Consider the following 25,527-nt stretch of genomic DNA (forward strand, 5'->3'; position numbering starts at 1 on the left):
TGGGGACAAGCGGGACGAGACAGCGATGGCCATGAAGACGACGTTCCTGGTGCAGACCTTCGTCGAGAAGCGCAAACGCCTGCAGCCCGGCGATCGCGAGGTGACGCCCACCGAGAGCGGCGCCCTTAAGAAGGCCGAGGCCATGGCCGCGCGCCTGCCCGGCACCGCGGCTCTTAAGGTCGTGGCCGACGACGAGACCGGCGAACTGGAGAGCGCAACGATCCTGGCGCAGTTCGGACAGGTCCCCGAAGACTTCGCCGAGAGCCTTACCGGCGGCTGAGGCGCACGGAACACAGAGTGAACGAAACGCTTGACCGCTCCGGCCAAGCGGTCAAATGTTCTACCTATGTTCCCAACCCACCGAATCACGCGGTGCCATCGCCGGGAGGGCAACCGCATGACCGACCTCTGCACGGACGCTGACGGCGACGTCCTGTTCGCGAACGACGATTGGAACCTCGTCCCCGAAGGACTCGAGCATCGTGCCACCGGCTATTTCATCGCACGCGAGGCGCTCGGCGCGCGGCGCGGAGACGGGCTCTGGACCTGGCCGCTTCAGCTCGCCGAGAAGAGCTGGTGCGCGCCGCGCCTGTTCCGCGAGATCTTCCTCGCCGCGCTAGAGCGGTTTGGGATGACCGCCGACGAGGCCCTGTCGCGCTCCTTCGCAATCGGCTTCGGATTGCGGCCCGCCCCTAGCGGATGCGAGGGCTTCGTCGCCTTGGGCGACCTGCTCCGGCCGAGATCCGCAGCACGCAAGCGCCCTGCCGAGGCCAAGCCGGCTCCACGCCTGCCCGTCCGCGACCGCGCCGGGGAGCGCGTCTCGATCGGTGCGAGCGCCTGACCGGCCAACGGAAACGCGTGATGCCGGCTTCGTGACGCAGCGCCAGCTTGACCTCCGCCCCCGCCGCCGTGTTCGCCTGCCGAGAGCAGACTCGGAGGCATCATGAGCATCCAGAACGACTCGCGCGGCTCCAACCTCGGCGGACTCGAAGGGCTCGATCCTGGGCCGCTCTCGCGGCGGGGTTTCGTGATGACCAGCCTGATCACCGGACTGACCCTGGCGACCGCGAAGGTCGAGGCGCAGGTGATCACCACCGATGCCGAAGGCATCGAGGCCGGGGAGGTGAAGATCCCGGCGGCCGACGGGCCGATGCCGGGCTACCGCGCCGTGCCGAAGGGCGACGGGCCGTTCCCGATCGTCCTCGTGGTCGAGGAAATCTTCGGGGTCCACGACTACATCAAGGACATCTGCCGGCGGCTCGCCAAGGCGGGTTACTGCGCCGTGGCTCCGGAACTCTATGCCAGGCAGGGCGATCTCTCGACCATGACCGACGTCAAGACGATCTTCAGCGAAGTCGTCCTGAAGACTCCGGACGGCCAGTGGATCGCCGATCTCGACACCACGGCAGCTTGGGCGGCCTCGGCCGCGAAAGGCGATCTCGACCGGCTCGGCGTGATGGGCTGGTGCCGGGGCGGCCGCGCGGTCTGGCTCTACGATGCCCACCGCACCGATCTGAAGGCGGCGGTCGCCTGGTACGGCCCGCTCGGTGGCGAGCGCAGCGCGATCCAGCCAAAGACCGCCGGAGACGTCGCCGCCGAGATCCATGCTCCTCTGTTGGCGCTCTATGGCGGTGCCGACACCGGCATCCCGGTCGCGAGCGTCGAGAAGGCGAGGGACGCGGCGCGGGCAGCCGGCAAGAACGTCGAGCTCGTGATCTATCCGGAGGCCCCACACGGCTTCCACGCCGATTACCGCCCGAGCTATCGCAAGGACGCGGCCCAAGATGGGTGGGCGCGCGCATTGGCGTTCCTGAAACAGCACGGCGTCGGCTGAATTCGCGAGAGTTCGGTTGTTCGTCACCCGGGTATCTGAATAAATCCGGCGTTGTTGCCCTCGCGGTACAGACGTGAGGCGGGAGGCAACTATCGTTGCAGCGTGTCGAATGTCATCGCGATGCGGCGATAGACTCCCGGATTCGGCGCAGTGGGTGATCACGGCGTGAGTCAGGTGATGAGTGACGTGCGACCGGCGGGCAAGAAGCCCGTCATCCTCGTCGTCGAGGATGAGCCCGATGAGCGCTTCCTCGCGTCCGAGATGCTCGAGGAGACTGGCTTCGAGGTGATCGAGGCCGAGACGGCTGAGCGCGCCCTCGCCATCCTCAACGAGCGCGGTGAGGACGTCACCGTCGTGTTTTCCGACGTCCGCACGCCCGGCACGATCGGAGGATTCGAACTCGCCCGCATCATCGGCGTCACCTGGCCGCGCATCCGCATCCTGCTGACCTCGGGCGATGCCAGCGATCAGCCGAGCGACCTGCGGATTTCCGCGACCTTCATCCCCAAACCCTGGCGCGCACCCGAGATCCTGCAATGGCTCGAGGAAGCAGCCCGTCAGCACGGTGGCGTCACGGAGGACTGACGGCGCTCGCCTTTCGCCTCCGGCCGCCTGCACGAAAACTTCCAGCAATGTCTGGAAACATCCGGCAGCCGGGCCGTTGGTCTGCTTTCATACCGTCACCCACGGTAAGCAAAGCGATCAGCCGTCGCCTCATGAAAACAGTCTCGAACGACTACGCAGCGCAGTTTCCCATCGATGGTGTGTCCGCGGACGGGCCGTTTGACGGTTTTCCATTCGACCGGATCGGCGACGACCTTCGCCACCTTTACGACGAGGTGATTGCGTCCGACGTGCCGCATTCGCTCATGCAATTGGCCGAGGCCATCGACGCGCGTCGATCGGGACAAAGCAGCGAATAGGCAGGTCGCAGCGTCGTTTCTGGGTTCACACGTCTTTCATTGCGGGCCGTCGCCTTCAAAGCCAAATCTGGTATGCAGGGCGCGCCGAACTCGGCAGAGAACCGCAACGGCCGAATCCCGATGAGCCTGCCCTTCAGTCTTCGCCCCGCGACCCTGAGCCTTCTCGTCGCGCTGGGCGTGTCGGCACCCGCAATGGCGGCGCCACCTCCGACGCAGCCTCTGGAAGGGCCGGGCGGCGTCGGCGACAAGGGTGCGACCGTGGTCAAGCGCGCCGTCGGGACGGCCAGCGCCTCCACCTACGCCTTCTACAAATCCGGCCCGGCGCCGGCCGAGGGTCGTCCGGTGGCCGTGCTGCTGCACGCCTGGGGCGCCACCAACCCGCGCGCCTATGGCGGCTGGATCGACCACCTCGCCCGCAATGGCTGGCTGGTGCTGTTTCCTCGTTTCCAGGAACTCAACAAGAGCCGGCCGGCCGACGCCACCGAGAAGGCCGGCGGCCTGGTGAAGGCCGCCCTCGACGCGCTCGCCGCCGACACGGATGCCCGGCCCGACCCGAAGCGCCTGGCGCTGATCGGCCACCTCGCCGGAGCGCCGCTCGCGGCCAATCTCGCGGCGGAAGCGCAGGCCAAGGGACTGCCGGCGCCGCGGCTTGTCTACGTCATCATGCCCGGCGGCATCGCCCACGACGCCAAGTCCCGCGGCATCCCACTCGTCGATCTCGCGGGCATTGCCGGCGACACGCTGCTGGTCGCGGTCAGCGGCGACAAGGACGCCCGCGCAGCCGATCTCGGCGCGAAGCGCATCCTGCGCGAGGCGAGCGCGGTCGCGGCCGAGCGTAAGCTCATCGTGCGCGCGCTGTCGGACGATCACGGCTTCCCGGCCATGACCGCGACGCTGTCCTCGCCGGCCGGAATCGACGCCGCCTATGACGGCACCGCGATCACCGTGGCGCCCGATCCCAAGGACGCGAAGCCCGCGCCGTTCAAGTGGTCTGCCGACGTGACACTGACGGGCGAACAGGCGACGCTTGTCCAGCAGATCAACAACGCCCGCGCCGACGCGCTGGACTACCTCGCCTACTGGCGCACCTTCGACATGGCGGCCACCGCTGCCTTCGCCGGCAAGGATGCGAACAAGCTGAAGGCCGATTCGAGCTTCAGCGACATGGGCCGCTGGGCCGATGGCTGGCCGGTGAAGCGGCTCGGCGTCGAGGTGCCGAAGCTGGCCCCGCCGGCACCCGTGGCCGCTCCAACGGCGGCAGCTGCCGCGGCAGCCGCCGCGAAGGGAGCGTCGGGGAAACCCCGCCAGCCGCGGGCGGCAGACCGCCGCTAATCACGATGCTTTCGCCGTGAGATGTGGCCGGCGCGACGCAGCACCCGGCGCGCCGCTTGCTAAGCTTTGCCGGCTCGCCTCGGACGCGTCGCCATGCCGGATTTCGTCGCCACGCTGATCGCCGCGCTCGCCCTCTGCCTGGGGCTGATCGCGCTCAACACGCTGACGCGTTGGACCATGCCTCTCTGGCCGATCCCAGTCGACGAGAACGGTTTTCTTCAGGTCGGCGGTGCGGTGCTGATCGCCCGCCTGTCGTGGAGGCGGGCGATCAGACCGGTTCCTAGAAGTACGACTTGAGAACGCCGCGGCGGCGCACGTCGAGCGTGGCGCAGTGGAACGAGCCGCCAAACGGGCCGTAGGACAGGAACGGCGCCGGGATCGGGTCGAAGCCCCAATCCTTCAGGGCCTTGATCAGCGTCGGCTGGCTCTGGTCGACGACGATCTTCTTCTCGTCGATGGCGAGCACGTTGATCGAGGTCCAGGGCGAGCACATCGAGATCTTGCTCATGAAGCCCTCGACCGGGTCGGGGCGCGGGGCGATCAGCACGTCCCATTTCTTGAGCACGGCGGGCAGCTTCTCGACGTCGATATAGTCCGGGTTCACCAGCACCTTGCCCGGCGCCAGCGGCATGAACGACGAGTCGATGTGCATCGGCTGCGGGCAGCGGCTCTCGATCTCATGGATGCGGAAGCCCGGGCCGAGATGGCGGCGCAGCCACTCGATGCCCATCAGGTTCGTCACGTTCGAGCGGGTCACGAACAGGTCGCGGCCGCAGCGCACGAAGTCGGCCGCGTCGAAGACCGGCTCGAATTCGTTGACCGTGAACTGCATCGGCTCGCCGGCCTTCAGGTTCGGCACCCGGTAATCGTAGTTGTAGAGCTCGTCCGTCAGTTGCGGACGCGGGGCCGAGGTCCAGCGGGCGCCGGCCCGGAAGTACTCCTTGAACAGCGCACGGTAGGCGTCGCCCTCGAAGTAGCGCGAGCGCCAGCACATCGGGCTTTCGATGATCTCGTCGCCGATGACGAGATAGGGGTCGCGCGGGCAGGCGACGCAGAAGCCGCGCGAAGTCCAGCGCGGCGCCTTGTACTTCTTCGAGAAATCGACCGTGTCGGGCCGGCGCACCTTCACGCCCTCGCCCGCGAGAATGGTGATGAAGTTGTCGAGCTCGGCCTGGGCGAGCTTCTTCATGAACTTCGGATACTTCCAGCCGGAGGCGAGCCGGTAGAACGGCTGCGCGGCGCGCGGCAGGTTGAAGATCACGGTGAGGTGGTGGGTCGGGATCGTGGCGCCGTCGAGCGATCCGACGATCACTTCCTCCAGCGGATCCCATTCGTTCCAGGCCATGACCGGGCTCTGCGGCGCCGGCACGTCTGGGTTGAGGCCCTGAAGGCCGGTGAAGGTTTGAGTATGTGCATCTTCGAGCATGGCGTTCTCCGCCATGTTGGACGCATCGCGTTCCATGGATAATCCCCCTCGGACAAAGGCTTGCGGCTTTAGTTCTCTGACTGTTGCCGATCTGCCGCTTTGACCTTCAGTGTGTCTCCCAGGTGATAGACAGCGCTGTCTAAAGCTGCAACTTGCCGTGATCCTATTCGCTCCGAGCGGCCGATTTGAGCCGTTATCGCGGCACGCCAACAACACCTCGCACCATCGCCGGTAGCGGAAAGAGGGCCATGAAGCACCTCACGACCCTGGCACTGATCGCGGGCTTATGCACCGTCGTCGGACTGTTCCTCTCCTCGGGACTCGATGACGTGTGGACGGCCGTACTCAGCGCCGGGTGGGGTGCGCTGGCCGTCATCGTCGCCCGCTTCGCCGCCGTGGCTTGGGCAGGTCTCGGCTGGTTCGTCATCTTCCCGAGCCGTGAGCGCCCGAGCCTGCGCGACTGCATCACCCTGCGTTTCGTGCGCGAGGGCATCAATACGCTGCTTCCCGTGGCACAGGTCGGCGGCGATTTCGTCGGCGCGCGCCTGCTGGCCAAGCGCGGCGTGTCCGGGAGCCTCGCCGGCGCCTCGATGTTCGTCGACCTGATGACCCAGGCGCTGACCCAGCTCCTGTTCACCATCGCGGGCCTCGGCATCCTGGTCTGGCTCGCCGGCGACGGCCCGGTGGTCCGCACCGTGGCAGGCGGCCTGATCATCGCGATCCCGGCGCTCGGCGCCTTCTACATGATCCAGCGTCGCAGCGGTCACCGCCTGATCCAGGCGGCCCTCACGCGCTTCGCCTCGGGCCGCGAATGGCGGGCACTCGGCGCGGTCGACGTGCTCTACGCCAACCTGAAGCGCCTCTATGGCAACGGTGCGCGGTTCGGGAACGCCGTGTTCGTGCACCTGATCGGCTGGGTCATCGGGACCTTCGAGGTCTATGTCTGCCTGCACTTCATGGGCTACCCGGTCAGCTTCCTCGAAGCGATCGTGATCGAGAGCCTGGCCCAGGCTGTGCGCGGCGCCGCCTTCGCGGTGCCCGGCGCGCTCGGCGCACAGGAAGGTGGCCTGATCGCCCTCTGCGCCATCTTCAACATCCCGGCCGAAGTCGCCCTGGCCCTGTCGCTGGTCAAGCGCGCCGCCGACCTCACCATCGGTCTACCGAGCCTGTTCCTCTGGCATCGCCTGGAGGGCCGCGTTCAGAAGGACGCACAGGAGACCGCCGAAGGCGGGTTCGACGGCATCCGCGAGCGGCTCATCGGGCACGCCTTCGAGCCGGCCCCGGCTCCGGCGGCCTATGGCTACGCCGCCAACGGCCTCGGGCAGCCCCGTCCCGTCGACATCGAGCGCGGAGAGTTCAAGAAGTGCGCCTGACCCGTCGCAGCCTGTCCAGCCTCGCCCTTCTCGCCGCCGGTCTCTTTGCCCTGGGCGGCATGCCCGAGAGCGCGCGTGCCGAGGAAGATCCGGCCGTCGCTGCGGTGACAAAGCTCTACGGCAAGGTCGAGGAAGCCCTGAAGAACGGTTCGAGCGACTTGAAGAGCCGCATCGAGGTGATCGGCCCGACCTTCAAGGAGGTGTTCGACACCTCCGCCATGGTGCCCGTCGCAGTCGGCCCGAAATGGAAGACCTTCAAGCCCGAGCAGCAGAGCGCCGTCACCGATACCTTCACCACCTACTTCACGACGCTCTACGCCAACCGCCTCTCACAGGCCGCCGGCGGCAAGTTCGACATCAAGCCCGGCACGGATGCGCGCGGCGGCAACAAGATCGTCCATACCAAGATCACGACTAAGGACGGCGACGACACCGACGTCGACTACGTCGTGAACCCCGGAAACAAGATCCAGGACGTCCTGCTCAACGGCAACGTCAGCGAAGTCGCGTCGATGCGGGCCGGCTTCAACGACCCGCTGAAGAAGGGCGGCGCGGACGCACTCGTAAAATATTTGAACGAGCGCACCGAAGGCATGCTCGCCGCCAAACCAAAGCCTTGAATCACCCAGAGACGCTGACGCGCACGACCTTCTCGCGCCCAAGACGAATCCTCGCGTCGCCGGCGAAACCCGACATCCTTCCGGACCGAGCATCGCCTCCATGGACCTCACCAGCATCTCGGACTGGATCTCGCCGCTTCTGCTGCTGACGGCGCTTGCCGGTTGCGTCTACGGGCTGATGGCCGCCGCCATGACCGGCCGCTTCGCACGCCGCGCGACGCCGGTGCTGCCCGAGAGCGCCGAGCGCCCCTCCGTGACGATCCTCAAGCCGCTCTGCGGCATGGAGCCGAATCTCTACACCAATCTCGAGACCTTCTGCCGTCAGGATTATGCTGGGCGCGTGCAGATCGTGTTCGGCGTCCAGAAGGCCACCGATCCGGCGATCGAGACCGTCGAGCGCCTTCGTGAGGCGTTTCCCGCCCTTCGCCTCGACCTCGTCGTCGACGCGACCCAGCACGGCTCGAACCGCAAGGTCTCGAACCTCATCAACATGTCGGAGCGAATCGACCACGAAGTGGTGGTGCTCGCCGACAGCGACATGGTGGTGAAACCGGATTACCTGGAGCGCGTCGTCGCCGAGCTGTCGCAGCCGGGCGTGACCGGCGTGACCTGCCTCTATCACGGTGTCCCGGCCAATCGCGGCGTCTTCGCCCATCTCTCGGCGCTCGCCATCGACGTGCAGTTCGCGCCGAACGTCATCGTCGGCACCACGCTCGGCCTCGCCAATCCCTGCTTCGGCTCGACCATCGCGCTGACCAAAGCTTCGCTCGAAGCCATCGGCGGCTTCCGTACCTTCAAGGACGATCTCGCCGACGACTACGCCATCGGCGAAGCTCTCCGGAAGCTCGGCGGCGAAGTCGCGATCCCGACCTTCACCATCGGTCATACCTGCGTCGACACCGAGCTCTCGGGCCTGTGGAAGCACGAGTTGCGCTGGAACCGCACCATCCGCAATGTCGACCCCGCCGGCTATGCCGGCTCGGTTGTGACCCACGCCTTCCCGCTGGCCCTGATCGCGGCCCTGATGCCGAATGCCGGCACCTTCGCGCTCGCCGTCGCCGCCCTGGCGCTGGCCTGCCGCATCGTGCTGTGCTTGCGCGTCGAGAGCGCCTTCGGCCTCACGCCTCACGCCTACTGGCTGTTGCCGATACGTGACATGCTGTCCTTCATCAACTTCACCTGGAGCTTCGTCTCGGGTGCGGTGACATGGAAAGGTCACGATTACAGGGTGGTTGCCGATGGTACGCTGATCCCGGATCACGCCATCGGTCACGAGACCCGCGCGACTTCGGTCTAAGCTTCGAAGACCTTCAGTACCTAGGTATCGGACGAGACGAACCACGGTTCTTCGTTCGGAAATTGCCTCAATTGAACAGATGACGGACTGCAAATCGCCGTTTTCGGCCTGCACTTCATCATCACCCGCACAAACACGAGCCCGAGGCCGCTACTCGATGCGCACGCTCTTCCTCCAGGCCCCCACCTTCGATGGCTTCGACGGCGGCGCAGGTTCGCGCTACCAGGCCAAGCGCGAGATCAAGTCGTTCTGGTACCCGACCTGGCTGGCCCAGCCGGCCGCCCTGGTGCCGAACTCGAAGCTGATCGACGCGCCGCCCCACAACACCAAGCTCTCCGAGATCGTGGCCCAGGCCAACGATTTCGACCTCGTCGTGCTGCACACCTCGGTCCCGTCCTTCAAGTCGGACGTGAAGACCATCGAGGCGCTCAAGGCCGCCAACCCGAAGCTCATCGCCGGCCTGATCGGCGCCAAGGTCGCGGTCGATGCCGCCGGCTCGATGGCTCAGGCTCCGGTGGTCGATTTCTGCGCCCGCAACGAGTTCGATTTCACCGTCAAGGAAGTCGCCGACGGCGTGCCGATGTCGGAGATCAAGGGTCTGTCCTATCGCAACGCCGACGGCGTCGTGGTCCATAACGAGGACCGCGAGATCATGACGGACATGGACCAGTTGCCCTTCGTCACGAGCGTCTACAAGCGCGACCTCGAGATGGAGAAGTACTTCATCGGGTACCTCAAGCACCCCTACATCTCGTTCTACTCGGGCCGTGGCTGCAAGAGCCGCTGCACCTTCTGCCTGTGGCCGCAGACCGTCGGTGGGCACACCTACCGCACCCGTTCGGTCGCGCACGTGATCGAAGAGATCAAGTACTGCCTGAAGGAGTTCCCGCAGACGAAGGAGTTCTTCTTCGACGACGACACCTTCACCGACAACCTGCCGCGCGCCGAAGAAATCGCGCGCGAGTTGGGTAAGCTCGGCGTCACCTGGTCCTGCAACGCCAAGGCGAACGTGCCGCGCGAGACCCTGAAGGTTCTCAAGGAGAATGGCCTGCGCCTCCTGCTCGTCGGCTACGAGTCCGGCAACCAACAGATCCTGAACAACATCAAGAAGGGCATGCGCGTCGAGGTGGCCGAGCGGTTCACCAAGGATTGCCATGACCTCGGCATCGCCATCCACGGCACCTTCATCGTCGGCCTGCCCGGCGAGACCCGGGAGACGATCCAGGAGACGATCGCCTTCGCCAAGCGCATCAACCCGCACACCATCCAGTGCTCGCTGGCCGCGCCCTATCCCGGCACCTTCCTCTACAAGCAGGCCGTCGAGAACGGCTGGCTCGATGTCGAGAACGCCGAACTCGTCGACGAGAACGGCGTGCAGATCGCTCCGCTGCACTACCCGCATCTCTCGCATGCCGAGATCTTCGCGGCGGTGGAGGAGTTTTACAAGAAGTTCTACTTCCGCGTGCCCAAGATCGCTTCGATCGTGAACGAAATGGTGCGCTCGCCCGACATGATGAAGCGCCGTCTCCGCGAGGGCGTCGAGTTCTGGCACTTCCTCCGGGATCGCCAGGGCACCTCCAAGGCTGCCTGAACCGAAGCTCCATAGCGACCGATCACGGCCGGGCTCGATGCCCGGCCGTTTTCGTTTGCGGCGGCTCGTCCGAGTCGCCCATCGACACATTCGACCGAGGCCGTGCTAGTGGTCCGTCGGGGTTCGGTTCCCCATGGGGGCGGGTCAGCCGCGCGACGTCCGTCGCGGGCGCGGCCAGCGGCGAAAGTCCTGCTCCCGCGCTGTTTGGTCAGCATCCAGTGCTCTCCGGCGCCGGCCTTGCCGCAGCCAGGATTGCGCCCTGCGGATCCTCGGATCCCCGCGCAATCCCCGCGGCGTCGGAGAGTCTCGAGTTTCGGTCCCGCCATTGGAGGGAGGGCAGCGTTGTCAGGGGTCACTGCGGTTCTGGCGCTCGGCCTTATGTCACTCGCCGGCTATGCCATCCTGCGCGCCATACGCGCCCCGTCCTCCAGCCGCACCGTCAACGAATGGGAGCAGGGCCTGCTCTATGTCGACGGACGTTTCGCACGGGTGCTCGGGCCCGGCCGCTACTGGACGCTCGGGCTCAAGGAGCAGACGGTCGTCGTGCTGCCTCGCCAGCCGCGCCTCGAATACCTGACCAACGCCGACGTCACGAGCGCGGAGCGTCTGTCGTACCGGCTGTCCGCCATCTTCACCTACGCGGTCACCGACCCCCGGCGCGCGCACGAACTCGGCTATCGCGAGCTCATGCGGCTGGCGGTGACCGAGGCGCTGGTCCAGCTCGCGGCCGGTCGCTCCCTCGAAGCGATGCTCGCCGAACGCGCCAGCCTTGGCGAAACACTTCTGCCGCTGATCGTGCAGCCGGATTGTGGCTGCACGATCAGCGGCGTCTCGATCTCGGCCATCACGATGCCCCCGGAGCTGCGCCGGCTCTACGCAGAAATCGAGCGGGCCCGCCTCGACGGTCAGGCGGCCCTGGAGCGCGCCCGCAGCGAGCAGGCGGCCCTGCGCTCGCTCGCGAATTCCGCGCGGATGCTCAAGGGAAACCCCGAGCTGATGAATCTTCGGCTGCTTCAGGCACTCTCGGCGCAGGGCGGGAAGGGGGCGACCCTCGTCATCGGGCGCGAGGCCTTCGCCCTCTCGTCGCCGGCCGAGGCCGCGGCTGAGCCCGCGCAGGAGAGCTGAGCCTTGGCAGGTCACGGATCGAAGCGCCTCGTCGTCACCGCAGACGATTTCGGGCTGAGCCTCGAAGTCAACGAGGCCGTCGAGCAGGCGCATCGCGAGGGTATCCTCACGGCGGCGAGCCTGATGGTCTCGGCGCCCGGCGCGGCCGATGCCGTGGCCCGCGCCCAACGCCTACCGAGCCTGCGCGTCGGGCTGCACCTCGTCCTGGTCGAAGCATGGCCGACCCTGCCGCCGGCCCAGCTCCCGAGCCTCGTCGACGACAACGGCCTGATGCGCCGGGACATGGGCCGCCTCGGCTTCGATCTCGCCGCGAAGGCCGCCGCGCGGCGGCAGCTCGCCGCCGAAATCACCGCGCAGTTCGAGGCCTACAAGGCCACCGGCCTGCCGCTCGACCACGTCAACGCCCACAAGCATTTCCACGTGCATCCGCTGATCGCGGGCGCGGTGCTGGCCATCGGCGCACGCTATGGCATGCGGGCGATCCGGGTACCGCGCGAACCGCGCGCCCTCCTGCGCCTCGCCGAGCCCGGCTGCCGCCCGCGCCCGGCCCTCGACATCGCCCCCTGGGCCGGCCTGCTCGCCGCGAGGGCGCGCCAGGCCGGGCTGCTAATTCCGGACCGCACACTCGGCCTCGCCTGGTCGGGTGGCATGACGCCGGCCCGCGTCGCCGGGCTGCTGCGCCACCTGCCCGACGGGCTGACCGAGCTCTATACCCACCCGGCCACGACCGGCGGCTTCGCGGGCGAGGCGCCGGGCTATGCGTATGCCGCCGAGAGGGACGCGCTCGTGGCGCCGGAATCGCGCGATGCGGTCGCACAGATGGGGGCGGTGAGCGGAGGGTTTTTGGACTTTTCGTAGGAGGGCTTGCCGGCGCGGGTCGCGGCGCCGGCAGCCGGTTGGCGAGCTACTTCGCAGCCACCGTCTCGCGCACCTTCGCCTCGGACGCCGGCAGCTTGCCCGCATCCTTGCCCTCGGGGCGGTCCGCGTCGGGCTGTGCCGGCGGCGGGCCGAGGAAGGCGGGCACGACGAAGAACGCCGCGACCAGCGTGAAGAACAGCGACAGCGCCAGCAGCTTACCCATGCTGGCCGTGCCGGGATGGCTCGACAGCATCAGCGAGCCGAAGGCCGTGCCGGTGGTCAGGGCCGAGAAGAAGATCGCCCGCGTCAGGCTCGAAGCCAGCATGTCGGCGACTCCGGCGCGCCAGGCGATCACGTAGTAGATGTGGAAGGCCACACCCACGGCGAGCATCAGCGGCAGCGCGATGATGTTGGCGAAGTTCAGCGGCATGCCGAGGATGTAGAGCGCCATCAGCGTCCACAGGGTAGCGAGCACCAGCGGCCCGAGCGTCATGGCGACGTCCCAGGGTTTGCGCAGAGCCACCGAGAGGATGATGAAGATCAGGGCCAGGGCGGTCAGGCCGGCCTGGATGAAGGCGCCGAGGATCGTGTAGCTCGATTCCGTCGTGGCGATCGGCGCGCCGGTGGCGTGCGGGGCCACGGTCTGCACCTCCTTGGCGAAGTGGCGCAGCACCTCGTCGTCGTTCGAGTTGCCCTTCGGATGCACCTCGATTCGCGAGCGTCCATCGGCGGTCACCCACTCGGCCTTGAGCTGCGGCGGTAGGTTCTGCAGCGTGATCTTCTCGGGCGAGAGCAGGCCGCCGAGGCGACGCAGCAGCGTCTTGAGGTCGGTGGTGAGCGCGACCGAAGCGGCCTCGCGCGTCCCGACGGGGGCGTCGGCAAGCTTGTCCAGCGTCGCCGACAGGCTGCCCGCGGCCTTGGCGCCGGCCGACTTGCCGTCGTCGACGCCCTTCAGGGCGGTGGCGGTCTCCTTGATCGCCTTGACGTTGTCGGCATCGGTGGGAGGCGGCTGCTTCTTGCCGGGGTTGAGGGCCGGCCCGAGGAGGCCCGCCGTCTCCGCGATGGTCTGCAGCTTCTGGTCCTGGTCGCGCGGCACGAAGGTGTCGATGTCGATGACCTTCGCCACGGAATCGAGCTTCAGCAACTTCGCGACGAGATCGGGCACCCCGTCCACGTTCGGCGCCAGCACGTCGACCGTGTTGGGGCTCGTGGCCGGGTCCTTGATCAGGTCGAGATAGGTGGCGATCGATTCGACCTTCGGGCTGCGAAGATGCATCGGGTTCGAATCGAAGGGCAGCTTCAAGAGCATCGGAATGCCCGCCACCGTCAGCATCCCGACGCCGACCAGCACGTATTTGCGGTTCGCGACGATCCAGTGGTCGACACCAGACAGCCAGGTGGTCTCCACGGCGCGCTTCTCGCCGCGCGGATGGAACACCGCGATCAGTGCCGGCAGCAGCGTCAGCGCGAACAGATAGGCCACCACCATGCCGACGCCGGCGATCAGGCCGAGCTCGGACACGCCGCGGAACTTGGTCGGCAGAAACGCGAAAAATCCGGCGATCAGTGAAATCGCGGCCAGCGTCAGCGAGATGCCGACGCCCCGCGCCGCTGCCCGGATCGCGCCCTCGACCTCGCCGACCTCGTAGCGATCGGCGCGGTAGCGCACCGCGAACTGGATGCCGAAATCGATGCCGAGCCCCACGAAGAGCGCCGCGAAGGCCACCGAGATCGGATTGAGCTCACCCACCATCAGCAGCCCGAGCGCCGCCGTGACGACGAGCCCCGCGAACGTGGTGATGATCACCGCGATCACGAGCGGGCCGGAGCGCAGGGCCAGGAACAGGAACAGGACAATGGCGCCGACCACCACCGCGTTGTTCACGAAAGCGTCGTCGGAGAGGGTCGCGAACTCGTCGTCGGCCACCGCGACGGGTCCGGTCAGGCGCATGTGCAGGCCCTCGGCCTGTGTTATCTTGAGGTCCTGCGCGACCTTGCGGATGAGCTTGGTCGCCTCGCGGCCTGGCTCCAGCGCGTTGTAGTCGAGCACCGGCTGGATCATCACGAACTTGCGCTTGTCCGTAGTCTCGGACTTGCCGTTGGCGAGAAGCTCCTGCCAGGACATCCGGGCCGGTTGGCCGGCGAGCACCGTCTTGAGCGTCTCGTCGATCCGGGTCATCGGCTGCTCGAGATCCTCGAGCTTGGCATCACCGCTCTTCACGCCCTTCGCGCCCTGGCCCAGCACCCGCATGATGCCGCGCAAGGAAGGATCGGCGGCGAGCGGCCCGAGCAGGCCCTGCTGCTGGATGAGCGACTCGGTGGTCTTCTCCAGCTCCTCCTGAGACATCAGCAGGAGGCCGTTCTTGTCGTAGAACGGGCCGCCATCCGGCCGGTAGACGGTCTCGATCTGGTCCTTGTGAACGGCGAGCGCCTTGCTCAGCTCGACCGCTGCCTCCTCGGCGATCTCCGGCGTGCGTCCGTCGATAACGGCGACCACGAGGTTGGAACGCTGCGGGAAAGCCTTCTCGAACTGGATCTCGTCCTGCCGCCACGGCACGCTCGGCTCGATTAGCCGCTCGACATCCGTATTGATGCGGAAGAGATGGGCGGCGATGCCCCCGCCTGCGGCCGTGATCAGCGCGATGAGGGCGATGACGAGCCAACGGCGCTGTACGGAAAACGCGACGAGACGTTCGATCACTCGGGTGCCCTGCCTACCTCGATCTGACCCGGGCGCCTCTGGAACGCCGGGCGGCGTTACCCGCCGTGTCTTCCCGAAAGCCGGCATGTCCACCGGCGTAGAGAGGGTCGCCTCTCCAGCTGGACCGCGGATCGCCGGTAACGCTCCCGCTGACCGTAAAGGCCGGGCCGCCGATCTGGGACGATGCCTCTCGATGGGGCGCTAAGTACTGGTCCCAGCCTCGGAATGCAACGCGGCGGCAATTTCATGCAGCCGTCGGTCGCGCCATGCTGTATTGCATTGCAGCAATGCGTTGGAGACCTGAGCCGGGTTGAAACGGTCTCGCAGCGAACGATCTGCCGCCACTGGCGGTCGAGCCGCCCTCGGGAGCCCAGTCCGCCCATTCTTCGTGGCTCCTTCGACACGACCGCGAAGATACGGAAGTCGGACCGCCCTTTTTCGGCCACTTCAACTTGGTTCCAGACTACATCCCTGGAATTCAGAAATTTTTCGCGCTAAGCAGCCCCTTCGTTGATGGGGCCAGAGCAAAGGAGCCGCGTCTTGGGAATCCCCATTCGGTACGTCGCGAAGATCGGCGGCTACATCCTCAAACAGCACCTCACGGGACGTAAGCGCTACCCGCTCGTCATGATGATGGAACCGCTGTTCCGCTGTAACCTCGCCTGTGCCGGCTGCGGCAAGATCGATTACCCGGACGAGATCCTGAACAAGCGTCTGCCCGTGGACGAGGCGCTGGAATCCGTGCGCGAGTGCGGTGCACCCGTCGTCGTGATCGCCGGCGGCGAGCCGCTGCTGCACAAGGATCTGCCGCAGATCGTGCAGGGCATCATCGCGCAGAAAAAGTTCGTCATCGTCTGCACGAACGCGCTGCTGCTCGAGAAGAAGATCAAGGACTACAAGCCCTCGCCGTACTTCACCTGGTCGATCCATCTCGATGGCGACAAGGACATGCACGACCAGTCGGTCTGCCAGCGCGGCGTCTATGACAAGGCCGTCGCTGCGATCAAGAAGTCCAAGGAGATGGGCTTCCGCACGACGATCAACTGCACGTTCTTCAATAACTCGCAGGCCGACAAGATCGCCGACTTCTTCGACAGCGTGACGAAGATGGGCGTCGACGGCATCACCGTCTCGCCGGGCTATGCCTACGAGCGCGCGCCGGACCAGCAGCACTTCCTGAACCGCCAGGCCACCAAGAACCTGTTCCGCGGCGTCTTCCGCCACGGCAAGGAGAAGGGCCGCGAGAAGTGGACCTTCCAGCAGTCGGGCCTGTTCCTCGACTTCCTGGCCGGCAACCAGTCCTACCACTGCACGCCGTGGGGCAACCCGACGCGCACGGTCTTCGGCTGGCAGAAGCCCTGCTACCTGCTCGGCGAAGGCTATGCCGCGACCTTCAAGGAACTGATGGAAGACACCGACTGGGACGCCTACGGCACCGGCAACTACGAGAAGTGCGCCGACTGCATGGTCCATTCGGGCTACGAGGCCTCCTCGGTGGTCGATTCGGTCAAGAAGCCGTGGAAGCCCGTCATCCATGCCCTGCGCGGCGTGAAGACCGAGGGCGAGATGGCTCCGGAGATCAGCCTGGAGAACCAGCGTCCGGCCGAATATGTGTTCTCCCGCAACGTCGCCCAGAAGCTCTCCGAGATCAAAGCCTCAGGCGTCGACACCAAGCGCGAGACCCAGAAGCGCGCGAGCGCGGCCTAACGACTTGAACGCCTCGCCCGAATCCCGGGCGAGGCGCACCAATTCCCCGATGCGCGCCTCTCGGCGCAGCAAGGCGGCGAGCACCGCCGCGATGTCGGGATCGCCGTTCGGCTTGAGCGCCGAGGCGGCGAATGCCGGCAGAGCACGCTCTGCAGGGTCGCACACCACCCGCAGGATCGCGAAGGGCAGCCCGCGCTGCGCCGCGTAGTCGGCCGCCACGTGGGATTCCATGTCGACCACTGCCGCACCGGTCCGGGCGCCGAGAGCGGCCTTGGCCTCGACCGTCATGATCGCGGCCTCGACGCCCGCCACGTCTCTCGCGACGACACGCCGGCCCAGCCCCGAGAGGCGCCTCGCATGGGCCTCGGCGATGCCTGGATCGCAAGGGAGGCGGCGACCGTCTCCCGCGACCACCGCCGTGCTGACCACGACGTCGCCGGGCACCAGAGCCGGATCGAGACCGCCGGCAATTCCGAAGCTGATCACGGCCCGGTACGGCGTATCGCGGAGCGCTGCGAACCTGTCCCGTAGTACGGCAGGCCGGCCGCCGGCCTGAAGAGTCTCGACACCCTCGCCCGCAGCGATCCGAGCCTCGCGGGCGAGCCCGGCGACGGCGAGGACGGCTGGCATCAGCGCGCGACGCCGTAGACAGATGCTGCTGCGGAGACGGGGGCGGTGACGGTGGAGAAGACGCTGAGGACCTTCTGGACTTCGGTGAAGGGCGCGTTGGAAACGTAGAGCATGTCGCGGCTGCGCATGCGGAAGGCCTGGCTCATGAACAGGCTCTGCGGATCGCGCATGTTGAAGCGGTAGACCACCGGCACGAGCTTGGTGGTCAACAGCGGCGAGCCGGGCTTGAGGCGCCGCACCAGGGTGTTGGGCTCGAAGCGGAACAGGAACACGCCCTCGGCATCCGCCTGGAGGTCGGACAGGCCGCGCGCCCGGGCCAGGCCCTGCGACAGGGTGATGCCCTCGGCCGAGAACGGGATCTCGGTGGCATTGCCGAGCGCGCCCAGCGCCATGAAGGTCTGCGGATCGCGCACCAGGGTGAGCACGTCGCTCGGACGCATGAAGATGTTTTCGCGCGGGTTCGAGACCACGGCGGTGAGCGGCACCGTCACGGTGGTCTGACCGCGCGAGAGCCGCACGTAGGTCTCGCTGACCTGCCCCCTGACGCCGCCGGCCCCGGCGACCACGTCGAGCAGCCGGTCGCCCTTGCCCGAGAGCGGGATGCGCGCGCCCGAGGTGACCTCACCGGTCACCGTCACCGATTGCGAGATGGGCTTGGACACCGTCACCAGCACCTGCGGCTGGATCGCCTTGCCGGCGAGTTCGCTCTCGATGAGCACCTGCACGTCCTGCGGACGGCGTCCCGCCACCTGGATGCGGCCGGCATAGGGCACCGAGATCGCCCCGTCGCGGCTCACCACCTGCTCGGGGATCAGCGCCGATTTCGAGCCGGCCGAGAACCGGTCGGCCACCAGCGGCCCCGAGAACAATCCGCCCGAGCCCGCTTCCCAGACCTGCACCGCCACCGAGTCACCCACCCCGATCACCGGCTCGGCCGAGGGGCTGCGGTCGCCGAAGGTCGCCAGCAGGCTGTCGAGCGGCCGCGAGCGCAGAGCCTCGATCACCGCCGGAGACACATCCACCAGCTCGTAGCGCGCATAGACCCCGCCCGGCGTCGCCACGTCCGCCCCGTCCACGATCGCGCTCGCCGTCGGACCCGCCGCAGGCAGGTACGAACAGCCCGAGGTCAGGCAGGCCAAAAGGGCAGCGGGAGCTGCGATACGCACCATGAACACTCTCCAGCCGGCATGCGGGCGAGGCCGCCTCCGGGATTGGGTCTTTTCACGAATACCCGTCGAATCGCTGCGATCCGTTTAACGGGTGCTTGAGATCGACCAGGGTGCGGCGTCAGCCGACCCAAGCTCAGCCGTTCGTCAGCAATGCGTCACGAGCGTGGCACGGCCACGCTTGGGTCTGCCGCCATCGCCGTTTCGGGGGCGACTGCGTCCCGCAGGAGACAGCCGAGCGCGGCGATCCTGAGATCGACCCGGCGTCCGCCCTCGGGCACCGGCCGAGCGAACCGGAACAGGGCGTAGTCCGTGCGCGGGTCACCGTCGCCGGGCCGGTAAGAAGGCAGCGAAGGCGCGTGGTCGCCGTAGATGCAAAGCGTAGCCCGCTCGGCCGACAGCCCGTCGGCCAGGGTTTCGACCGCCCGGCCGGCATTGCCGACGTGATGCAGATACTGGGCGAGCGGATCGTCGATGCCGGGAAGCCGGCCGGGTTTCCAGGGGCCGTGGTTCTCCATCGTGGCGCAGAAGATCAGGATCGGCCGAGTCCGTCCCCGCACCTCCGCGAGGATGCGCGCGGCCACCGCCGTATCGCTGACATAGGGGCCGACGCGCGGGGCCTCGGCAAAGTCCTCGTACATGACGAGGCGATCGAAGCCGAGCGCGCGCATCACGCTCTCCCGGTCGAAGAAGTCGCGATGGTAGGGATGGACGAACACAGTCTCGTAGCCGGCTCTCTTTGCCAGCCGGGCGAGGCTCGTTGGCTCCCGGCCACCACCGGACAGGTAGGGGTCAAACCCGCCGAAGCCGAGGCTCGCGCCCTCGCGGCCGGTGAGCAGGGCGTGCTCGGAGCGCATAGTGTAGGCCCCATGCGTCGGCACGGTGAGACGGCCGTGCTGAGCCGCCTCACGATCGATCCGCGCCATGGCTGGCAGGGGCTCGCCGCCGAGCCGGGCCGGATCGAGGAATGATTCGAGCTGGACCACGACGACGACCTCGTCGCCCCGTGCTGCCGGCAGTGGCAGAGCCGTGGGCGCGGTTTCCGTCGCCGCCTCAGCCTCGCGGCGGGCGAGATAGGCGAACATCGTAGCGAGCACGCCGTAGCGCGCCACGTCCGCTTCGAGATCCGGCCTCGGACACCGCGCGGCGAGCACCGCGCGTCCGATCCCGGTCCGCGCTCCGAACCACATCGCCAGGAGAATCGCTGGCAGGGCGGCGATCGCCAGCACACTCGCCGGCAAGCCCTGCGGAAGCGCCGTCGGCTCGATCGCGTACCAAGCGGCCACGCCGAGCACCGCCAGCAGCAGCGGCACGGCGATGCGCGGGTGTGTGAGGGGCATCGTGTAGTAGAGGTCGGGATGACGCGGCACTTGGCGGAGCAGGGCGACGTCGCTGAACACCAGCGATTCGCCCAAGATCCTGCGCTTCAGCGCGTCGATCACCATCGTGATCATGATCGTCGTGAGCGTCGACGCGCCGGCGAGCCAAGGCCGCCATGAGAACACGAACCAGAACGCCGTGATCAGCGCGTAGGACCCAAGCCGGATCGCCACGTCGCCCGGGCGCAGACTGACGCGCCGGGCCGCAGCGGCCGCCTCGATCGCGAAGGAGCCTGCAAGGGCGACGGCAAAGGCCAGGATCACGGACATGAAAGCGGGCAGGGGCCTCAGCGTTGGGTGCCGACGCCGCGGCGGCCGCGCAGCCGTCGCACGATCGGGTTGAGCAGAGCGTAGCGCGCGCGCATCACCGCATGACGAAGGCTGCCGATGGCAAGCCTCGACGGGCCCGTCGCATCCCGCTCCGCCGAGAGCCTGTCGAGCAGCTGCTCCGGCTCGCAGGGCTTCATCGCCACCGGATCGAGGTAGCGCGGATACAGGATCAGCGCCCCCGCCGCGAGTTCATCCAGTGCCAGCCTGCGGCCGCGGTCGGCGCCGGGAACGAGGTCCTCGGTCAGGCCCCAGCCTGCGTAGAAGGGGCGCCCGTGCACGGCCACGCTGAGACCACGGATCAGGGCCTCGAAGCCTGCCAGCGATGTCATGGTCTCGACGTGGTGGACCCGGTCGAGCAGGTCGACGATCGCGAGGCCACCGACGAGCCGGTCGGCCAGGGCGAGGGCCTCCGCTTCGGGGATCGCACCGGGCCGGAAGCCTGCCTCGACGTCGGGATGGGGCTTGTAGAGCAGGAACGCGTCGGGGTTGCGCGCGCGGGCGGCACGCAGCAGCCCGAGATTGGAGCGCACGAGCGGCGAGCCGTACTGAACCGAGGCGTCGTCCTCGACTTGGCCCGGCACCAGCACGATGCGCCGCCCCGAGGGCCAGTCGGTCGCCGCCTGCGAGAGGCCGACATTGTACTTGCTGAGCCGCCTCTCGACGATCGATTCGCGCAAGCGCCGCGCCCGCTCGACGAGCTCGGGCGGGAACGCCGTCTCGCGCAGGATGCGGGCGAGTCGGCTCTCGGTGCGCGGGTCGTAGTAGATCCCGGAATCGTCGACGACGATCGAGGCACCGGGCTGCAGGCTGGCGCCGAGCCCGACCGAGCGTAGGAAACCGTCCTCGATCCGCGATAGCGGGACGCCGGCAGCTTCGCAGAGCGGCGCGAGCTGCCGCGGCATACGCGTCGCCCAGGCCTGAACCTCGGCGCCTTCGCGAGCCGCTGCCGCGACCGCGTCCTCGGCCACCATCGTGTGGATCGGCCGCCCGGCGGGACCGTCGGCGAAGACGTCCAACGCCGGGCGCTTCCAGCGCGAGATGCCGACATAGACGACGCGGCGTGCGTTGCCGGCAAATCGATCTCGCAGCCAGGCCACGCGCTCGACCGCATCCGCCATCGCGATCGGCTGTCGCGTCCAGGGATCGAAGGCATGTACACCGGGGCCAAAGCGCAAGGCCACCAAGTCGGCTTCGTCGGGCAGCGGCCTCGGACCATCGGGACCGAGCCAGACTGCCTCGACTCGGGCGAGCCGGGGCTCGCAGGCCGCGCCTCCGCTGGCGACGTAGACGCGTGAGACGTGGTCGAACAGAGACCAGGGATCGACCGGTTCGCTCACCAATGTCAGGCGCTGCGTTCCAGATCTGACGAGTGGGATGCCCTCCGGCCCAGCGGCAACCAAGTTCTCGCCGGGCGCGAACGCAAGCACTCGGTCGAGGAAGGCCTGCAGGCGAGCCGGCGAGCCGACGAGGCTCTCGTCGACGAATACGAGTGATACCGGGTTGGCAACGATCTCCGCGGGCAGCGGCGCCTTCGCGAAGCGATTCCGGCCGTATAGCCTATGCTGGCGCAGGAGGCTCGCGAGGTCTGCCGCCGGCTCGGCGCCCCCTAGGGGCCGCCCTGCGAAGGTGAGACGCAGGCTGGCATAGCCGGTGGCTGGGCTATCGTAGGGGCTGAGCAGCGGACCGGGCGCCACGCTCAGCACGGGGCGGCCGAGGGCGTTCAGAAGTGCCTCCGCACGCGAACCCTGCCATGCCACGACGACGGCCGCTGAAGTCGCCGCGAGGGCGCTGCCGGTGGCCGCCTCGATCTCGGGGCGCAGGCTCCGAATTGTCCGGCCGGCCGGAAACAGGGTCGATGGCAACGGCTGGGGCATGGGAGGGCCGGGGACGCGGGAGCCGCCTTTAACCATCATGAGAGGCGTCCGTCGAACCGTGTCCTCGGCGAAGGGCCCCGCGCTTAACCGAGTTTTCACCGCACCGGGTCTTTGTCCCCGCTACAGCAGCTCTTTTTCACACGGCGATCACATGCCGGCCTCATTCGGCAGAGAGAGCTTGCCGGCACGTGCAACGGCCTGTGATCGACGGGCAACGCGCTTCGGGAAACAGGGATGCGGACAGCGACCCGGATTGATCAGGCTTCCGCGAACGTGCGACCGATGACGGGCACGGTCGCGCTGTCGGCAAACGGCTCGGATCGGACCGGCCTCAGAGCGAAACTCTCCGGTATGCCGCAGCCTCGTCCGATCATCGCGCGTTCGCCGGTCGCGACCTTCCTGTTCCTTCAGGGCATCGCCTCTCCGTTCTTTTCTGAACTCGGCCACGCCCTGCGCGAACGCGGCCATAAGGTCCGGCGTATCAACTTCTCCTCCGGCGACTGGCTGTTCTGGCGCGGAGAAAGCGACGACTACCGCGGCACGAGCGACGGCTGGCCGGCCTATCTGGACGCCTACATCCGCGAGCACGCCGTTACCGACTTGGTGCTGTTCGGCGACTGCCGACCCTACCACGTCGCGGCGATCGAGGCTGGAAAGCCGCTGGGCGTGCGCGTCCACGTCTTCGAGGAAGGCTACATCCGCCCGAATTGGATCACCTGCGAGCATGGCGGCGTGAACGGCAGCTCGACGCTCCCCAAAACCGCCGCCGAGATCCGTGCCATCGCCCGACGCCTGCCGCAGCAGGGCCGCGCGATGCCGCTCACCGGCGACATGGCGCGACGCAGCGTCTGGGACATCGCGTACAACATCGCCAACATCGCCTTCCCGTATCTCTATCCGGGCTTCCGCAGCCATCGGCCGAATCACATCGCGGCCGAGTATGGCGGCTGGATCAAGAAGTTCCTGCGCCGGGGCCGCACGCGCCGACACGCGGCGGACGTCAACCGGATCTACGGCGCCATCCAGGCGGATTATTTTCTGCTGCCGCTCCAGCTCGACAGCGACTACCAGATCCGGGTGCACTCGCCCTTCTTAGGGGTCGAGGGCTTCATGGACCGTGTGATCGCGTCCTTCGCCAAATATCTCCGTCAGCACCCAGGCGCCCAGACGCGGCTGCTGGTCAAGCTGCACCCGCTCGACAGCGGGATCATGGATTGGCGCAAGCGCGCCCGCCAATCGGCCAGACGCCACGGTGTCAACGACCGCATCGACTTCATCGACGGCGGCGATCTGCAGGCGCTGATCGACGGCAGCCGCGGCGTTGTGCTGGTCAACTCCACCGTGGGCATGCTCTCGCTGGAGCGCGGACGCCCGACACTCGCCACCGGCGTCGCGATCTACAACGTGCCCGGCCTGACCCATCAGGGCGATATCGACAGCTTCTGGCACGCACCGACACCGCCCGACATGGCGCTGATGGCGGATTTCCGCCGCGTCGTAATGCACCGGACCCAGATCAACGGCGGCTACTTCTCGACCTCGGCGATCGAGCGGGCGGTCGCAGGCGCCGTGCCGCGGCTCGAGGCCGTGCTCCCGCCTGCCGCCCTGGCGATCGCCCGTGCGACGCGTGAGCCTGCAGCCGAGGGCGGCAGCCTGTCTCCGGCGTATTGAGCGGGCCGCCGCCTCGATTCCACGACACCCTCGGCCCTCATGCCCGTCATCCTCATCACCGGTGCGTCGAGCGGCATCGGGGCCGCGCTCGCCCGGCTCTACGCGCGTCCCGGCACGACGCTGATCCTCAACGCGCGCGGCCGCGAGCGGCTCGAAGCGGTCGCAGGGGCCTGCCGCGCTCAGGGCGCGGACGTGCTAGTGGAAGCTTTCGACGTTAGCGATCGCGCGCTGGCCGGAGCCCGCCTCCGGGCGGTCGATGCGGCGCATCCGCTCGACCTCGTCATCGTCAATGCCGGCGTCAACGGTGGCCATCCGGACGGCGCGGTGGAGACCGAGCAGGTCGCCTTCGAGACGATGGACATCAATCTCGGCGGAGCGCTCAACGTAGCGCTGCCTTGCGTCACCTTGATGGGTGCACGCGGCGCCGGGCAGATCGCGCTCGTGTCGTCGCTCGCCGCCTACGCACCATTACCCGACGCTCCGTCCTACAGCGGCAGCAAGGCGGCCCTGCTCGCTCATGGACTGGCGCTGCGGCAGAAGCTCGGGCCGCGCGGTGTCCGGGTCAACGTCGTGACCCCGGGCTATGTCCGCACGGCGATGGGCGCGACCTACAAAAAGGGCTGGCGCCCGCTCGAGATCGACGCCGACCGGGCTGCCGAGCTGATCGCGCGTGGTCTGGAGCGCAACCGCAACGTGATCGCCTTTCCGTGGATCCTGACGGCGCTCGCGCGGGGCGCCGGGCTCGTGCCCGAATGGGTCGTCCGGCTCGGCATGGCCCCGTTCAAGGCCCGCATCGGCGACGCGCGGTGAGGGGCGACGCGTGACACGGCCGCGCATCGCCCTGTTCACGCTGGAGGCGCTGCCGAATGCCCGCGCCGTGCGCCGGTTCGTCGCCGACCATGCCGAGGACATCGCCTTCGTCGGGCTCTCGAATGCCGAGCGGCCGTCCACCGGCGGCCTCATAGGGCAGGTGCGCCGCCATCTCGCCCGCTCCGGTCCCGCAATCCTGCCCTATCTGGCGGTCAATTTCGGCTTGCCGGATCTGCTGCGCCCGCTCGCGCCGCTGACGCAGAGGCTCGCCGGCAGCGGGGATGCAACGGAGACGACGCCTTTGGCCGCGCTCTGCCGGCGCTTCGGCATCCCGACAGCCAGCATCGACGACGTGAACGGCTCGGCCGTCGCCGAGGCCCTCCGCGCGCATGCGCCGGATCTCATCGTCAGCTTCCATTTCGACCAGATTTTTTCGGGCGAAGCACTGACGCTGGCGCCGCTCGGCGGCCTGAACATCCATCCGAGCCTGCTGCCCCGCCATCGCGGGCCGGTTCCGACGATCCACGCCCTGGCCGAGGGGAGGGGCGAGTTCGGCGTGACCGTGCACCACCTCGTTCCCGCAATCGATGCCGGAGCGATCCTCACACAGGAGCGGGTCGCGCTGCCGTCCGACGTCACCGCCACGCGCGCCGCGATCCGGCTGCACGAACACGGCCGCATCCTGCTCGACGGCGTGCTCGCCACGATCGCCGAGGAGGGTAGGGTTCCCGCGGGCACGGCCATGCCGGTCGAGCCCTATTGTGGCTTTCCGGACAAAACAATGCTCCGCGCGATGCGACGCCAGGGCCGCAAGCTCACTGATTCCCGCGATCTGCGCGAAGCCCTGACGCTGTCCGCCAAGGCCTCGCCCGCCGGCTGA

Annotated in this window: 23 protein-coding genes; 17 read left to right on the plus strand and 6 right to left on the minus strand. The window is 67.8% G+C overall.

All coding sequences use genetic code 11. From position 1 onward, the window contains the following. Window positions 1–25 precede the first annotated feature (25 nt). The 7 genes from GGR33_RS21850 to GGR33_RS21880 all read left to right on the plus strand — a co-directional run bounded on the left by GGR33_RS21850 (window position 26) and on the right by GGR33_RS21880 (window position 4,386). Window positions 26–280 (plus strand): hypothetical protein, encoded by a 255-nt coding sequence (locus tag GGR33_RS21850; RefSeq protein WP_183509487.1) that lies wholly within the window; start codon window positions 26–28, stop codon window positions 278–280. Window positions 281–397: 117 nt separating this feature from the next. Further along, window positions 398–841, plus strand: a complete 444-nt coding sequence (locus GGR33_RS21855; RefSeq protein WP_183509492.1) for a hypothetical protein — start codon at window positions 398–400, stop codon at window positions 839–841. 102 nt (window positions 842–943) lie between these two features. Beyond that, the gene (locus GGR33_RS21860; RefSeq protein ID WP_183509497.1) at window positions 944–1,834 is read left to right on the plus strand and encodes a dienelactone hydrolase family protein; all 891 of its coding nucleotides are present in this window, start codon (window positions 944–946) and stop codon (window positions 1,832–1,834) included. 177 nt (window positions 1,835–2,011) lie between these two features. Continuing rightward, entirely contained in the window at window positions 2,012–2,419 is a 408-nt protein-coding gene (locus GGR33_RS21865; protein WP_183509508.1) for a response regulator, read from the plus strand. A 131-nt stretch (window positions 2,420–2,550) separates the two neighbouring features. Beyond that, entirely contained in the window at window positions 2,551–2,757 is a 207-nt protein-coding gene (locus GGR33_RS21870; RefSeq protein WP_183509512.1) for a NepR family anti-sigma factor, read from the plus strand. Between the two features lie 120 nt (window positions 2,758–2,877). Continuing rightward, window positions 2,878–4,089 carry an alpha/beta hydrolase fold domain-containing protein gene (locus GGR33_RS21875; protein ID WP_183509521.1) on the plus strand — a complete coding sequence of 404 codons (1,212 nt, stop codon included), beginning with the start codon at window positions 2,878–2,880 and terminating at the stop codon, window positions 4,087–4,089. Between the two features lie 93 nt (window positions 4,090–4,182). Further along, on the plus strand, window positions 4,183–4,386 hold the full coding sequence (locus GGR33_RS21880; RefSeq protein ID WP_183509524.1) for a hypothetical protein: 204 nt from the start codon (window positions 4,183–4,185) through the stop codon (window positions 4,384–4,386). On the opposite strand, the gene GGR33_RS21885 is transcribed toward GGR33_RS21880, so the two are convergent. After that, on the minus strand, window positions 4,370–5,551 hold the full coding sequence (locus GGR33_RS21885) for an amidinotransferase (RefSeq protein ID WP_183509529.1): 1,182 nt from the start codon (window positions 5,549–5,551) through the stop codon (window positions 4,370–4,372). The two genes, GGR33_RS21880 and GGR33_RS21885, sit on opposite strands and share 17 nt — an antisense overlap. 212 nt (window positions 5,552–5,763) lie before the next feature. Here GGR33_RS21885 and GGR33_RS21890 point away from each other — a divergent pair, with 212 nt between their 5' ends. From GGR33_RS21890 to hpnK, 6 genes are all read left to right on the plus strand, one after another. Then, the gene (locus GGR33_RS21890; RefSeq protein ID WP_183509531.1) at window positions 5,764–6,888 is read left to right on the plus strand and encodes an HpnL family protein; all 1,125 of its coding nucleotides are present in this window, start codon (window positions 5,764–5,766) and stop codon (window positions 6,886–6,888) included. Continuing rightward, on the plus strand, window positions 6,879–7,508 hold the full coding sequence (locus GGR33_RS21895) for an MlaC/ttg2D family ABC transporter substrate-binding protein (RefSeq protein WP_183509541.1): 630 nt from the start codon (window positions 6,879–6,881) through the stop codon (window positions 7,506–7,508). The genes GGR33_RS21890 and GGR33_RS21895 overlap by 10 nt, the downstream gene beginning before the upstream one ends. Window positions 7,509–7,608: 100 nt before the next feature. Beyond that, a complete protein-coding gene (gene hpnI, locus GGR33_RS21900) occupies window positions 7,609–8,805 on the plus strand; it encodes a bacteriohopanetetrol glucosamine biosynthesis glycosyltransferase HpnI (protein ID WP_183509553.1) in 1,197 nt (398 codons plus the stop codon). A 157-nt stretch (window positions 8,806–8,962) separates the two neighbouring features. Next, window positions 8,963–10,396: a hopanoid biosynthesis associated radical SAM protein HpnJ gene (gene hpnJ, locus GGR33_RS21905; protein ID WP_183509563.1), complete on the plus strand. Its 1,434-nt coding sequence runs from the start codon at window positions 8,963–8,965 to the stop codon at window positions 10,394–10,396. Window positions 10,397–10,738: 342 nt separating this feature from the next. Beyond that, the gene (locus GGR33_RS21910; protein ID WP_183509565.1) at window positions 10,739–11,521 is read left to right on the plus strand and encodes an SPFH domain-containing protein; all 783 of its coding nucleotides are present in this window, start codon (window positions 10,739–10,741) and stop codon (window positions 11,519–11,521) included. A 3-nt stretch (window positions 11,522–11,524) separates the two neighbouring features. Then, complete coding sequence (gene hpnK / locus GGR33_RS21915) at window positions 11,525–12,379, plus strand: hopanoid biosynthesis-associated protein HpnK (protein WP_183509576.1); 855 nt, start codon at window positions 11,525–11,527, stop codon at window positions 12,377–12,379. A 46-nt stretch (window positions 12,380–12,425) separates the two neighbouring features. On the opposite strand, the gene GGR33_RS21920 is transcribed toward hpnK, so the two are convergent. Beyond that, window positions 12,426–15,080, minus strand: coding sequence for an MMPL family transporter (locus GGR33_RS21920; RefSeq protein ID WP_183509589.1), 2,655 nt, complete (start codon window positions 15,078–15,080; stop codon window positions 12,426–12,428). 540 nt (window positions 15,081–15,620) lie between these two features. Here GGR33_RS21920 and hpnH point away from each other — a divergent pair. Then, on the plus strand, window positions 15,621–16,787 hold the full coding sequence (gene hpnH, locus GGR33_RS21925) for an adenosyl-hopene transferase HpnH (protein ID WP_183509599.1): 1,167 nt from the start codon (window positions 15,621–15,623) through the stop codon (window positions 16,785–16,787). Here the strand turns inward: hpnH and GGR33_RS21930 are convergent. From GGR33_RS21930 to GGR33_RS21945, 4 genes are all read right to left on the minus strand, one after another. After that, window positions 16,737–17,417, minus strand: a complete 681-nt coding sequence (locus GGR33_RS21930; RefSeq protein WP_183509601.1) for a phosphorylase family protein — start codon at window positions 17,415–17,417, stop codon at window positions 16,737–16,739. The two genes, hpnH and GGR33_RS21930, sit on opposite strands and share 51 nt — an antisense overlap. After that, window positions 17,417–18,586 carry a polysaccharide biosynthesis/export family protein gene (locus tag GGR33_RS21935; RefSeq protein ID WP_183509610.1) on the minus strand — a complete coding sequence of 390 codons (1,170 nt, stop codon included), beginning with the start codon at window positions 18,584–18,586 and terminating at the stop codon, window positions 17,417–17,419. Before GGR33_RS21935 ends, GGR33_RS21930 begins: the two co-directional genes overlap by 1 nt. A 155-nt stretch (window positions 18,587–18,741) precedes the next feature. Further along, a complete protein-coding gene (locus GGR33_RS21940) occupies window positions 18,742–20,232 on the minus strand; it encodes an LTA synthase family protein (protein ID WP_183509615.1) in 1,491 nt (496 codons plus the stop codon). A gap of 17 nt (window positions 20,233–20,249) precedes the next feature. Beyond that, window positions 20,250–22,166 (minus strand): capsular polysaccharide export protein, LipB/KpsS family, encoded by a 1,917-nt coding sequence (locus GGR33_RS21945; RefSeq protein WP_183509619.1) that lies wholly within the window; start codon window positions 22,164–22,166, stop codon window positions 20,250–20,252. A gap of 351 nt (window positions 22,167–22,517) precedes the next feature. Here GGR33_RS21945 and GGR33_RS21950 point away from each other — a divergent pair, with 351 nt between their 5' ends. The 3 genes from GGR33_RS21950 to GGR33_RS21960 are packed head-to-tail and all read left to right on the plus strand — an operon-like array spanning window position 22,518 to window position 25,527. Then, the gene (locus GGR33_RS21950) at window positions 22,518–23,837 is read left to right on the plus strand and encodes a capsule biosynthesis protein (RefSeq protein WP_183509622.1); all 1,320 of its coding nucleotides are present in this window, start codon (window positions 22,518–22,520) and stop codon (window positions 23,835–23,837) included. A 39-nt stretch (window positions 23,838–23,876) separates the two neighbouring features. Next, complete coding sequence (locus GGR33_RS21955) at window positions 23,877–24,647, plus strand: SDR family NAD(P)-dependent oxidoreductase (protein WP_183509626.1); 771 nt, start codon at window positions 23,877–23,879, stop codon at window positions 24,645–24,647. A gap of 10 nt (window positions 24,648–24,657) precedes the next feature. Continuing rightward, window positions 24,658–25,527: a formyltransferase family protein gene (locus GGR33_RS21960; protein WP_183509629.1), complete on the plus strand. Its 870-nt coding sequence runs from the start codon at window positions 24,658–24,660 to the stop codon at window positions 25,525–25,527.

The sequence above is a fragment of the Methylobacterium brachythecii genome (assembly GCF_014196345.1).
Classification (GTDB): domain Bacteria; phylum Pseudomonadota; class Alphaproteobacteria; order Rhizobiales; family Beijerinckiaceae; genus Methylobacterium; species Methylobacterium brachythecii.

What these genes read in the sequence shown, in the direction of transcription:
- GGR33_RS21850 (WP_183509487.1), top strand. Translation starts at nt 26, where the DNA reads ATGGCCATGAAGACGACGTTCCTGGTGCAGACCTTCGTCGAGAAGCGC.
- GGR33_RS21855 (WP_183509492.1), top strand. Translation starts at nt 398, where the DNA reads ATGACCGACCTCTGCACGGACGCTGACGGCGACGTCCTGTTCGCGAAC.
- GGR33_RS21860 (WP_183509497.1), top strand. Translation starts at nt 944, where the DNA reads ATGAGCATCCAGAACGACTCGCGCGGCTCCAACCTCGGCGGACTCGAA.
- GGR33_RS21865 (WP_183509508.1), top strand. Translation starts at nt 2,012, where the DNA reads ATGAGTGACGTGCGACCGGCGGGCAAGAAGCCCGTCATCCTCGTCGTC.
- GGR33_RS21870 (WP_183509512.1), top strand. Translation starts at nt 2,551, where the DNA reads ATGAAAACAGTCTCGAACGACTACGCAGCGCAGTTTCCCATCGATGGT.
- GGR33_RS21875 (WP_183509521.1), top strand. Translation starts at nt 2,878, where the DNA reads ATGAGCCTGCCCTTCAGTCTTCGCCCCGCGACCCTGAGCCTTCTCGTC.
- GGR33_RS21880 (WP_183509524.1), top strand. Translation starts at nt 4,183, where the DNA reads ATGCCGGATTTCGTCGCCACGCTGATCGCCGCGCTCGCCCTCTGCCTG.
- GGR33_RS21885 (WP_183509529.1), bottom strand. Translation starts at nt 5,551, where the DNA reads ATGGAACGCGATGCGTCCAACATGGCGGAGAACGCCATGCTCGAAGAT.
- GGR33_RS21890 (WP_183509531.1), top strand. Translation starts at nt 5,764, where the DNA reads ATGAAGCACCTCACGACCCTGGCACTGATCGCGGGCTTATGCACCGTC.
- hpnI (WP_183509553.1), top strand. Translation starts at nt 7,609, where the DNA reads ATGGACCTCACCAGCATCTCGGACTGGATCTCGCCGCTTCTGCTGCTG.
- hpnJ (WP_183509563.1), top strand. Translation starts at nt 8,963, where the DNA reads ATGCGCACGCTCTTCCTCCAGGCCCCCACCTTCGATGGCTTCGACGGC.
- GGR33_RS21930 (WP_183509601.1), bottom strand. Translation starts at nt 17,417, where the DNA reads ATGCCAGCCGTCCTCGCCGTCGCCGGGCTCGCCCGCGAGGCTCGGATC.
- GGR33_RS21935 (WP_183509610.1), bottom strand. Translation starts at nt 18,586, where the DNA reads ATGGTGCGTATCGCAGCTCCCGCTGCCCTTTTGGCCTGCCTGACCTCG.
- GGR33_RS21940 (WP_183509615.1), bottom strand. Translation starts at nt 20,232, where the DNA reads ATGTCCGTGATCCTGGCCTTTGCCGTCGCCCTTGCAGGCTCCTTCGCG.
- GGR33_RS21945 (WP_183509619.1), bottom strand. Translation starts at nt 22,166, where the DNA reads ATGCCCCAGCCGTTGCCATCGACCCTGTTTCCGGCCGGCCGGACAATT.
- GGR33_RS21950 (WP_183509622.1), top strand. Translation starts at nt 22,518, where the DNA reads ATGCCGCAGCCTCGTCCGATCATCGCGCGTTCGCCGGTCGCGACCTTC.
- GGR33_RS21955 (WP_183509626.1), top strand. Translation starts at nt 23,877, where the DNA reads ATGCCCGTCATCCTCATCACCGGTGCGTCGAGCGGCATCGGGGCCGCG.